The sequence below is a fragment of the Calidithermus chliarophilus DSM 9957 genome (genome assembly GCF_000430045.1).
Taxonomy (GTDB): Bacteria; Deinococcota; Deinococci; order Deinococcales; family Thermaceae; genus Calidithermus; species Calidithermus chliarophilus.
This window is the reverse complement of the sequence record NZ_KE387023.1, coordinates 928,466-929,937: the sequence shown is the minus strand read 5'-3', so window position 1 is coordinate 929,937 and position 1,472 is coordinate 928,466. Positions and strand designations below refer to the sequence as shown.

The following is a 1,472-nucleotide window of genomic DNA, read 5'->3' as shown; positions in this document are numbered from 1 at the left end:
AAGGCGCGGATCGCCAGCACCCCGGCCCCCAGGATCGCGCTGTCGCGGCCGAAGGGCGAGAGCACGACCTGCGCGGTGCGGGCGGGCTGCTCGAGGGCGTAGCGCCGGGCGGCCTCGCGGGCCGGCGGCAGCAGCCGGGGCCCGATCTCCTCCGCCAGCGGGCCGCCCAGCACCACCACGTCGGGGTCGAGGAGGTTGAGGAGGTGGGCCAGCAAGAGCCCCAGCTTGTCAGCCATGCGCTCGAGGCCGGCCTCGGTGGGGTCGGCCCGCCAGGCCTTGAGGCTGACGAAGGTCTCGGCGCAGCCCCGCTTGCCGCAGCGGCAGGGCGGCCCCTGGGGGTCGAGGGGAACATGCCCGACCTCCCCCGCGTGCCCGTAGCTGCCCGAGAAGGGCTGGTGGCCCAGCACCAGCCCGCCCCCCAGCCCGGTCCCCAGGCTCAGGTAGACCAGGTTGGCCGCGCGCCACTCGCCCAGGGTGTACACCCCCAGCGCGGCGGTGTTGGCCTCGTTCTCCAGGGTGGGCGGGGCCTCCACGCGGAGCTTGTGCCGCTCGAGCTTGTGCCCCAGCATCGCCAGCAGCGGCAGGTCGCGCCAGCCGAGGTTGGGGGCGAGGGTGAGGTGGCCCTGGGTGGGCTCGACCAACCCCGGCACCGTCAGGCACAGCCCCCGCAGGCGCACCCCCGGGCCGGCGCCCTGCAGCAGGCCCCGGGTGGCCTCCGCCAGCCGGTCGAGGCAGTCGCCGGGGTCGGGCTCGGGCCCGAGCTCCAGGTCCTGGGCGTGGCGCACCTCCCCCATCAGGTTCTGCAGCCGCACGGCCAGGTAGTCCACGTTGACCTCCCAGGCCGCGACCAGGTTCCTCGCGCGGTCGAGCTCGAGGGCCCGCGAGGGCCGCCCCACCCCGCCGGGCACCTCCTCCCCTTCCTGCAGCAGCCCCTCGCCCAGCAGCTCGGCCACCACCACCGAGACGGTGGACTTCGCCAGCCCCAGCTCCCGGGCCAGCTCCGAGCGCGAGAGGCCCGGCTGCTGCCAGAGGGTGCGCAGCACCAGCGAGCGGTTGAGGTGGCGCAGGACCCCCGTTCCCGAGTTGGTGTTGGCGGTTCTGGGGCGAACAGGCATGGACCCTCCTCCCGTGCGGTCGTGCTGGGCCGTGGGCTCAAGTTCGAGACATGAACATATTAGCGGATGCCCGCTCACCCCGTCAAACCGGGCGACGCGGGGGGTTAGTGGCTGGTCGGGCGCTCAGCGGCAAGCCGGGGGAGCCGCCCTCACGCCCTGGCACAGGGCCGCCTTGCTGACCCAGCCCGCCCTGAGCACGGCGTCGAGGTTGGCCGGGGTGACGGGGACTGGCCTGACCAGCAGCGCCTCGAGCATGACCGGGCCCAGGGTGAGGGGGCCGGCCTTGGCTCCCTCGAAGGCGAGGGCGGCGGGGGCGGCGCCTCGAGCCAGCCGCACCGCGACCTCGGCGGCCGCCCG

At 75.3% G+C, this 1,472-nt stretch carries 1 protein-coding gene and 1 pseudogene; both read right to left on the bottom strand.

Annotated elements, in window-relative coordinates; all coding sequences use genetic code 11:
• A partial coding sequence (locus MEICH_RS23600) for an ROK family protein (protein WP_084542175.1) occupies nucleotides 1–1,115 on the bottom strand: 1,115 nt, incomplete at its 3' end.
• A gap of 123 nt (nucleotides 1,116–1,238) precedes the next feature.
• Nucleotides 1,239–1,472: pseudogene (locus tag MEICH_RS29170) on the bottom strand (D-xylose ABC transporter substrate-binding protein); the annotation flags it as partial.